Source organism: Micromonospora sp. NPDC005197, assembly GCF_040608295.1.
In the GTDB taxonomy this organism is placed as follows: Bacteria; Actinomycetota; Actinomycetes; order Mycobacteriales; family Micromonosporaceae; genus Micromonospora.
In genome coordinates this window covers 1-7287 of sequence record NZ_JBEXHY010000195.1, presented here as the reverse complement: position 1 = coordinate 7287, position 7287 = coordinate 1, and the positions used below count along the sequence as shown (strand labels likewise).

Annotated in this window: 7 protein-coding genes; 3 read left to right on the top strand and 4 right to left on the bottom strand. The window is 70.6% G+C overall.

Annotated features, from left to right (window positions below; translation table 11 throughout):
• Positions 1 to 42: 42 nt before the first annotated feature.
• Entirely contained in the window at positions 43 to 678 is a 636-nt protein-coding gene (locus ABZU46_RS30280) for a hypothetical protein (RefSeq protein WP_354863113.1), read from the bottom strand.
• A gap of 201 nt (positions 679 to 879) precedes the next feature.
• Between ABZU46_RS30280 and ABZU46_RS30275 the strand changes: the two genes are divergently transcribed.
• Complete coding sequence (locus ABZU46_RS30275; RefSeq protein WP_354863111.1) at positions 880 to 1728, top strand: 3-hydroxyacyl-CoA dehydrogenase family protein; 849 nt, start codon at positions 880 to 882, stop codon at positions 1726 to 1728.
• 40 nt (positions 1729 to 1768) lie between these two features.
• On the opposite strand, the gene ABZU46_RS30270 is transcribed toward ABZU46_RS30275, so the two are convergent.
• Complete coding sequence (locus ABZU46_RS30270; protein ID WP_354863109.1) at positions 1769 to 2614, bottom strand: ABC transporter permease; 846 nt, start codon at positions 2612 to 2614, stop codon at positions 1769 to 1771.
• Positions 2611 to 3462: an ABC transporter ATP-binding protein gene (locus ABZU46_RS30265; protein WP_354863107.1), complete on the bottom strand. Its 852-nt coding sequence runs from the start codon at positions 3460 to 3462 to the stop codon at positions 2611 to 2613. The genes ABZU46_RS30270 and ABZU46_RS30265 overlap by 4 nt, the downstream gene beginning before the upstream one ends.
• 151 nt (positions 3463 to 3613) lie before the next feature.
• Here ABZU46_RS30265 and ABZU46_RS30260 point away from each other — a divergent pair, with 151 nt between their 5' ends.
• Complete coding sequence (locus ABZU46_RS30260; RefSeq protein ID WP_354863105.1) at positions 3614 to 5620, top strand: protein meaA; 2007 nt, start codon at positions 3614 to 3616, stop codon at positions 5618 to 5620.
• Between the two features lie 14 nt (positions 5621 to 5634).
• Here ABZU46_RS30260 and ABZU46_RS30255 read toward each other — a convergent pair whose 3' ends face one another.
• Positions 5635 to 5931, bottom strand: coding sequence for a DUF1540 domain-containing protein (locus ABZU46_RS30255; protein ID WP_354863103.1), 297 nt, complete (start codon positions 5929 to 5931; stop codon positions 5635 to 5637).
• Between the two features lie 711 nt (positions 5932 to 6642).
• On the opposite strand from ABZU46_RS30255, the gene ABZU46_RS30250 reads away from it, so the two are divergent.
• Positions 6643 to 7203: a hypothetical protein gene (locus ABZU46_RS30250; RefSeq protein WP_354863101.1), complete on the top strand. Its 561-nt coding sequence runs from the start codon at positions 6643 to 6645 to the stop codon at positions 7201 to 7203.
• Positions 7204 to 7287 lie beyond the last annotated feature (84 nt).

The window sequence follows — 7287 nt, the reverse complement described above, 5'->3', positions numbered from 1 at the left end:
GTCCAGCGCGCTGGCGCCGCAGGCCGGCCGTTTCGGGTCCGTCTACTCGTAGCAGTTCTGGTTCGCGTACTGGAGGGTCAGCTGGGTGACCTTGCCGTTCCTCGTCCCGATGCGGTAGACGGCCTTGCTGTTGCCGGGGGTCTTCGCGACGCCGCGACCGTTCGTCGCGTCTCCGTCGGCTGCCTTCCACGTCGGGTAGATCCGCAGCATCTCGGCGCTCGACATGCCGATGCGCGCTCCCTCGGGCGTCCTGATTCCCTCGTACGCGTCGATGGTGGCGATTCCCAGGGTCGGCGAGAGGAGGACGACCCCGTCCTCGCTCGGGGCGGCCCGCAGGTGCGCCGGCGCGCAGTCGCCCCCGTTGTTCCCGAAGGCCCGCAGCTGTCCCGTCCCGGTGGCCTGCTGACGGGTCATGCCGAGCTTCAGCGAGCCGATGCCGTCCGGGCCCAGGACGAGCGACGCCGCGCGGGTCGGGTCGCTTGGCGGTCGGGCGGACGACGGGGACGACGGGGGCGGGCTGGACGGGGTGGACGGGGTGGGCGTGCCGGTGGTGGCCGCGCTGGTCGTCGGCTCAGGCGAGCCTGCGGGCGCAGCGTTGCCGTCCTGGTGTGCGGGTGACGAGCACCCCGCTGCGAGCAGGAGGCAGGTGAGGGTTCCGACCATGGACGTTGCGCGCATCATGAGCTCCTGTGTGATTCCACTTGTTGGTTGTCGTAAGGTTCGATGCACCCAGGCGGGATTTTGTTCGCTGTCGGGAGTCGTGCATCCGTCACACGAGCGCGGAATGGGATAGCCCACGGCGACTGGAGCCCTTAGTCATCGTTCAGGCTCGCAGACTAGGGTGCAGGCAGGCACTCAATCGCAGCGAGGGAGAAGCAGATGGCGGGTCGACTCGCGGTCGTCGGGGCCGGGCTGATGGGCTCCGGCATCGCCCAGGTGGCGGCGCAGGCGGGCTGGCAGGTGACGCTGCGCGACCTGGACGACGCGGCCACCACCCGGGGGCTCGGCGGCATCCGGAAGTCGCTGGAGAAGTTCGCCGAGAAGGGCAAGATCGAGGCGTCCGACGTCGAGGCGACGCTGGCGCGGATCACCCCGACCACCGACCTGGAGGCGGCGGCGGACGCGGACATCGTGGTCGAGGCGGTCTTCGAGCGGCTGGAGATCAAGCACGAGGTGTTCCGTGCGCTGGACAAGATCTGCAAGTCCGACGCGGTGCTCGCCACCAACACGTCGGCCATTCCGGTCACCCAGATCGCCGCGGTCACCGAGCGGCCCGAGGCCGTCGTCGGCACCCACTTCTTCTCGCCGGTGCCGATGATGCAGCTCTGTGAGCTGGTGCGCGGCTACAAGACCAGCGACGACACGCTGGCCACCGTGCGGGCCTTCGCCGAGGAGATCGGCAAGACGGTCGTGGTGGTCAACCGGGACATCGCCGGCTTCGTCACCACGCGGCTGATCTCCGCCCTGGTGGTGGAGGCGGTCAAGCTGGTCGAGTCCGGCGTGGTGTCGGCGGAGGATCTGGACACCGCCTGCCGGTTGGGCTTCGGGCACGCGATGGGCCCGCTGGCCACCACCGACCTGACCGGCGTGGACGTGCTGCTGCACGCCTCGAAGAACATCTACACCGACACGGCGGACGAGAAGTTCTTCCCGCCGGAGCTGCTCCAGCGCATGGTCACCGCCGGCGACCTGGGCCGCAAGACCGGCAAGGGTTTCTACACGTACTGAGTCGCGACGACCGGGGCGGCTGCCCGCCCCGGTCGACCGCTCAGCCGTCGCGCTTGGTGGTCCAGCGGAAGGTGGTCAGGCAGAGCACCAGGCCGATCACGCACCACAGGGCGAGCACCAGCGCCACCCGGCCCAGCTCGAACGACCCACCCGGCTCCTGGGCGCCGAAGCTCTCGGGCAGGAAGACCGCGCGCAGCCCCTGGCACATCCACTTGAGCGGGAACAGCGCCGCCACCTGCTGCATCCAGGTCGGCAGGTCGGTGAAGACGAAGAACACCCCGGAGATGAACTGGAGCACCAGGGCGACCGGGGTGACCACCGCCGAGCCGCTGCGGGCCGTGCGGGCCAGCGACGAGATGGCGATGCCGCACAGGGTGCACGCGGTCACCCCGAGCATCGCGACCCAGCCGAAGGTGAACCACTTGCCGGCGGTGCCGGGCAGGTCGAGGTCGAACAGCGCCACCGCTACCGCCAGCAGCAGCGCCGTCTCGGCGATGCCGATCGCCACCACCATGATCACTTTGCCGGCGAACCAGACCCACTTCGGCATCGGTGTGCCCCGGTAGCGCTTGAGCACCCCCCGGTCCCGCTCGATCGGGATCCAGATGCCGAGGTTCTGGAAGCTCACCGTCATCAGGCCGGTCGCGATCATGCCGGTGATGAAGTACTGGGTGAACTTGACCCCGCCACCGATCGTCCCGTGGAAGATCGACGCGAAGATCAGGATCATGATGATGGGGAAGCCCATCGTGAAGACCACGGACTCCCGACTGCGCAGGAACTGGGTGATCTCCAGCCGGCCCTGCCGCAGTGCGAGCGCGCCAGCGCTCGGCCGGTGGCCTGAGCGCGCGGCAGGCGGGGTAGCCGTTCTCGTCGTGGTCGTCATCGCGAGTGTCCGATCATCGTGAGGTAGACGTCCTCCAGGGTCGGCCGGGTCACCGTGAGGCCGGGGACCTCACCGCCGTAGCGCGCGGCCAGGTCGGCGACCAGGGCAGTCGGCGTCGCGGTGTGCGCAAGCTCCAGCGTCCCTTCCGGCGTACGCCAGGAGACCGTGGCCAGAGCCTCCTGCCGGTTGCCCAGCCGGTTCGGGGCGGCCACCTCGACCAGCCGGCCGCCAGCGATCACACCGACCCGGTCGGCGAGCGCCTCCGCCTCGTCCAGATAGTGGGTGGTGAGCACGATCGTGGTGCCGGCCGCGGCGAGGTCGCGGATCAGCTCCCAGAACTCGCGGCGGGCCTCCGGGTCGAAACCGGTGGTCGGCTCGTCGAGGAAGAGCAGTTCGGGGCGGCCGATGATGCCCAGCGCCACATCCAGGCGGCGCTTCTGCCCGCCGGAGAGGGTGTGCGTACGAGCCTTCGCCTTGCCGGCCAGCCCGACCCGCTCGATGACCTTGTCCGGGTCGTCCGCGTCCGGATAGAAGCCGGAGAAGTGCCGGACCACCTCGGCCACGGTCAGCTCGTCGAACTCGCCGGTGCCCTGCAGCACGATGCCGACGCGGGAGCGCCAGCCGGCGTCGGGATGGGCCGGGTCCGCGCCGAGCACGGCCACCTCGCCGGCATCGCGGCGCCGGTAGCCCTCCAGGATCTCGACGGTGGTGGTCTTGCCGGCGCCGTTCGGGCCGAGCAACGCGAACACCTCACCGCGGTGGACGTCGAGATCCACGCCCGCCACCGCCACGTTGTCGCCGTACGCCTTGCGCAGCCCTCGGACGGAGATGGCCAGCTCGTCATCCATGCTGTCCAGTGTGCGTCCTGACCGCCACACCCCGCTGCCCGGGGTGTGGCGGTCAGCGCCACCGCGAGCGCTTCGGACCCGGTCGTCCGCGACATGGACCTGTGTGGTTTTCCACAACCCGTTTTACTGAACGGTAACTTAGACTCCGGCCATGGATGAGACCCCATCTGCGAGCCGGTTGCCCGAGCGGGACCGCCCGTGGGTGATGCGCACGTACGCCGGCCACTCCTCGGCCGCCGCCACCAACGCGCTCTTCCGCCGCAACCTCGCCAAGGGGCAGACCGGCCTGTCGGTCGCCTTCGACCTGCCCACCCAGACGGGGTACGACCCGGACCACGAACTCGCCGCCGGTGAGGTCGGCCGGGTCGGCGTGCCGGTGGCCCACCTCGGGGACATGCGGGCGCTCTTCGACGGCATCCCGCTCGCCGAGATGAACACCTCGATGACCATCAACGCCCCGGCGATGTGGCTGCTGGCCCTCTACGGCACCGTCGGCCTCGAACAGGACGCGGAGCTGGCCCGCTGCGCCGGCACCACCCAGAACGACATCATCAAGGAGTACCTGTCCCGGGGGACGTACATCTTCCCGCCGGCGGCCTCCCTGCGGCTCACCGCCGACGTGGTGGCGTACACGCTGCGGGAGATGCCCCGGTGGAACCCGGTCAACATCTGCTCGTACCACCTCCAGGAAGCCGGCGCCACGCCCGTACAGGAGGTTGGTTTCGCCCTGGCCACCGCCGTCGCCGTCCTCGACGCGGTCCGCGACTCCGGCCAGGTGCCCGCCGAGCGGATGGGTGACGTGGTGCAGCGCGTCTCGTTCTTCGTCAACGCCGGGGTGCGCTTCGTCGAGGAGATCGCCAAGATGCGGGTGTTTGGCGTGCTCTGGGACGAGATCACCCGGGACCGGTACGGGGTGACCGAGGCCCGGCAGCGACGGTTCCGCTACGGGGTGCAGGTCAACTCGCTCGGCCTCACCGAGGCGCAGCCGGAGAACAACATCCAGCGCATCGTGCTGGAGATGCTCGGCGTGACGATGTCCCGCGACGCCCGCGCCCGCGCCGTGCAACTGCCCGCCTGGAACGAGGCGCTCGGCCTGCCCCGCCCCTGGGACCAGCAGTGGTCGCTGCGGATGCAGCAGGTCCTGGCGTACGAGTCGGACCTGCTCGAATATCCCGACCTCTTCGCCGGGTCGCACGTGATGACCGCACTCGTCGACCAGATCGTCACCGGAGCGCGCGTCGAGCTGGACAAGGTGCTGGAGCTGGGCGGCGTGGTCGCCGCCGTGGAGACCGGCTACCTCAAGAGCGCGCTGGTCGCCTCGCTGGCCGAACGCCGCCGCCGGATGGAGTCCGGCGCCGACGTCGTGGTCGGCGTCAACCGGTACGCCGAGACCGAGCCCTCTCCGCTGACCGCGGCCGGCGCCGAGGCCGTCGAACAGGTCGACCCCGCGGTCGAGGCGGCCGCCGTCGCCTCCGTACGCGAATGGCGTGCCGGTCGGGACGACGACGCCGTGGACGCGGCGCTGGCCCGGCTCCGCGCGGACGCCGCGACCACCGCCAACCTCATGCCGGCCACCCTGGAATGCGTGCGCGTCGGGGTGACCACCGGGGAGTGGGCCGGCGCGCTCCGCCAGGTCTTCGGCGAGTACCGGGCACCCACCGGCCTGGCCGGCGCCACCGGCAGCGGCGGCGACCCGGGCCTCGCGGCGGTGCGGGAGCGCGTCACCGCCACCGCCCGCGAGCTGGGCAGCGGCCGGCTGCGGCTGCTGGTCGGCAAGCCCGGCCTGGACGGGCACTCCAACGGCGCGGAGCAGATCGCGGTACGCGCCCGCGACGCCGGCTTCGAGGTCGTCTACCAGGGCATCCGGCTGACCGCCGGGCAGATCGTGGCCGCCGCCGTCGAGGAGGACGTCGACCTGGTCGGGCTCTCCGTGCTGTCCGGCTCGCACCTGGCCGCCGTACCCGCCGTCCTCGACGGGCTGCGCGCCGCCGGCCGGGCGGACCTGCCGGTGGTGGTGGGCGGCATCATCCCCGCCGGCGACGCCGACACCCTGCGGGCCGCCGGGGTGGCCCGGGTCTTCACCCCGAAGGACTTCGCCCTCACCGGCATCATCGACGACCTCGTGACGGTCATCCGGCAGGCCAACGACCTGCCCTGAGCCCGCTTCGCGGGTCAGCGACCGGCGTACGTCATGCAGTCGGCCATGTCGTTGTCCGGGCCGACCTTGATCGACGACGCGTGGCACTCCAACTGCTCGTTGTGCCGACAGTCGGAACGCTGGCAGGCGCCCACCTGGGCGGTGAGGCCGTCCACCCCGCCCCGCACGTGCGACTCGACGAAGGTGTGGCAGTGCGCGTGGTCCATGCTGCCGATGGTGATTGCGAAGGCGTGGCAGTCACCGCCCTGGTTGTACGCACACGCCGCGACCACACACTCCTGGACTCGGGGCATCTCCATCGCTGTGGTCATGCTGACCTCCTCTAGGCTTCTTGTCGCGATTCTAGGCATTTATCGGTTGCAGAGGCCCGATATGTCCGCCTGACGATCAGCGCTGGCCCCGGCGCTCGGGCCGGATACCCGTCTCGGCGTGATCAACACGAGGTCGGCGATGTCGGGGTATCGACCCGTCCCGGACACCCCGACATCGGCGATCCCGAGTCGATCACCCCCCGGACGCACCCCGTCGACCGTGTCCATCGCGTCGACCGGGCGAGATGTCCGTTTCCGGGCGGCCGCCGGGGGTGGGATGTCCGCTTCCGGGCGGCGTCGGGCTGTGACCGGTCGCATCCGTGAGGCGGAATCGTGGCGGGCCGGGGGTCGTTACACACCCTGACGATCGCAGGACCACGGCCACCGTGCCCGCTCAACCGGCGGGGGAATGGCCGGCCGGGCCGGGTCGTTGCAGACCCCCGAACGACAGTGGGCTCGCCCCCGGGTCCGCTATTCGGCCCCGGCGAGGGCCCGGGAATGACCCCGGCCCGACGGTCGTTACACACGGTCCCGGCGCCACGAGCCCCCCGCTCGTAGGCTGCCGCCCCCGGTGCCACGAGCGATCAGCCCGTAGGCCGCCCCCAGACTTTCCCCGCTTGATAGTGCAGCGCCCGACGAGGTGCTCACACCTGCGTCACCGACCCCCGTGTGGTGGCGTGTGGTGTTCCTACCGCCGAAGGAGCTACCCCCATGAACACGATCTTCCGTAAGAGCATGCTGTCCGTTGCTGGTCTCGCGTTCGCCGGTGGTGTCTTCGCCGGCCCGATCGCCGCCCACGCCAACCCCGCCGCCGATGCGAAGCCCGTCGCGGCCGTGCAGACGGCAGTGTCGAAGCCGCAGGGCGACCAGTCGCACATCAGCCTCAACGGCGAGCAGACGGCCAACGCCAAGGCGATCATCGCCGCGACGAAGAAGGCGGGCCTGCCCGAGCGGGCCGCGGTCATCTCGATCGCGACGAGCCTGCAGGAATCGAAGCTGGAGAACCTCGGCCACCTCGGCGACATGAACGACCACGACTCGCTGGGCCTGTTCCAGCAGCGCCCCTCCTCCGGTTGGGGCACGCCGGAGCAGATCACCAACCCCGAGTACTCCACCACCGCGTTCCTCAAGGGCCTGCGTCAGGTTGACGGCTGGCAGGACATGCCCCTGACCCAGGCCGCGCAGACCGTACAGGTCTCCGCCTACCCGGACGCCTACGCCCAGTGGGAGCAGCAGGCCACCGACCTCGTCGCCCAGCACTGGAACAGCTGACCCACCGCACGACCCGACCGACTGGCCGGCACCCCGACCCCGCTGCCGGCCAACCGCATATACAACCCCCCCCCACACACCATG

What these genes read in the sequence shown, in the direction of transcription:
- ABZU46_RS30255 (WP_354863103.1), bottom strand. Translation starts at nt 5,931, where the DNA reads ATGACCACAGCGATGGAGATGCCCCGAGTCCAGGAGTGTGTGGTCGCG.
- ABZU46_RS30275 (WP_354863111.1), top strand. Translation starts at nt 880, where the DNA reads ATGGCGGGTCGACTCGCGGTCGTCGGGGCCGGGCTGATGGGCTCCGGC.
- ABZU46_RS30280 (WP_354863113.1), bottom strand. Translation starts at nt 678, where the DNA reads ATGCGCGCAACGTCCATGGTCGGAACCCTCACCTGCCTCCTGCTCGCA.
- ABZU46_RS30270 (WP_354863109.1), bottom strand. Translation starts at nt 2,614, where the DNA reads ATGACGACCACGACGAGAACGGCTACCCCGCCTGCCGCGCGCTCAGGC.
- ABZU46_RS30265 (WP_354863107.1), bottom strand. Translation starts at nt 3,462, where the DNA reads ATGGATGACGAGCTGGCCATCTCCGTCCGAGGGCTGCGCAAGGCGTAC.
- ABZU46_RS30250 (WP_354863101.1), top strand. Translation starts at nt 6,643, where the DNA reads ATGAACACGATCTTCCGTAAGAGCATGCTGTCCGTTGCTGGTCTCGCG.
- ABZU46_RS30260 (WP_354863105.1), top strand. Translation starts at nt 3,614, where the DNA reads ATGGATGAGACCCCATCTGCGAGCCGGTTGCCCGAGCGGGACCGCCCG.